This is a genomic window from Leyella stercorea (genome assembly GCF_021531355.1).
In the GTDB taxonomy this organism is placed as follows: domain Bacteria; phylum Bacteroidota; class Bacteroidia; order Bacteroidales; family Bacteroidaceae; genus Prevotella.
Map to the genome: position 1 here is coordinate 1 of NZ_JADYTS010000245.1, position 225 is coordinate 225.

Consider the following 225-nt stretch of genomic DNA (forward strand, 5'->3'; position numbering starts at 1 on the left):
CCTGCGTATTCCCTTCTCCCGGTTATAGGCATCTTTCTTTGCACGGTCATCCGTATAGCCGACCAGGAGACGGTGTCCGCCTCCTTTGTCATATTCAACCATTTGGCAGTCGCGCTTGGGCTGTTCCAGTATCCAGTTCTTGACTTCATGACTTTCATTCTTTATCTTCGCACCTATTATATACTTGTAGCCGTGCGCCTCAAGTTCCGCTATATTTGCATTGTT

At 47.6% G+C, this 225-nt stretch carries 1 pseudogene; it reads right to left on the minus strand.

Features of this window, described 5'->3' with window-relative positions:
* Positions 1-225, minus strand: a pseudogene (locus I6E38_RS15235) (IS1634 family transposase); the annotation flags it as partial.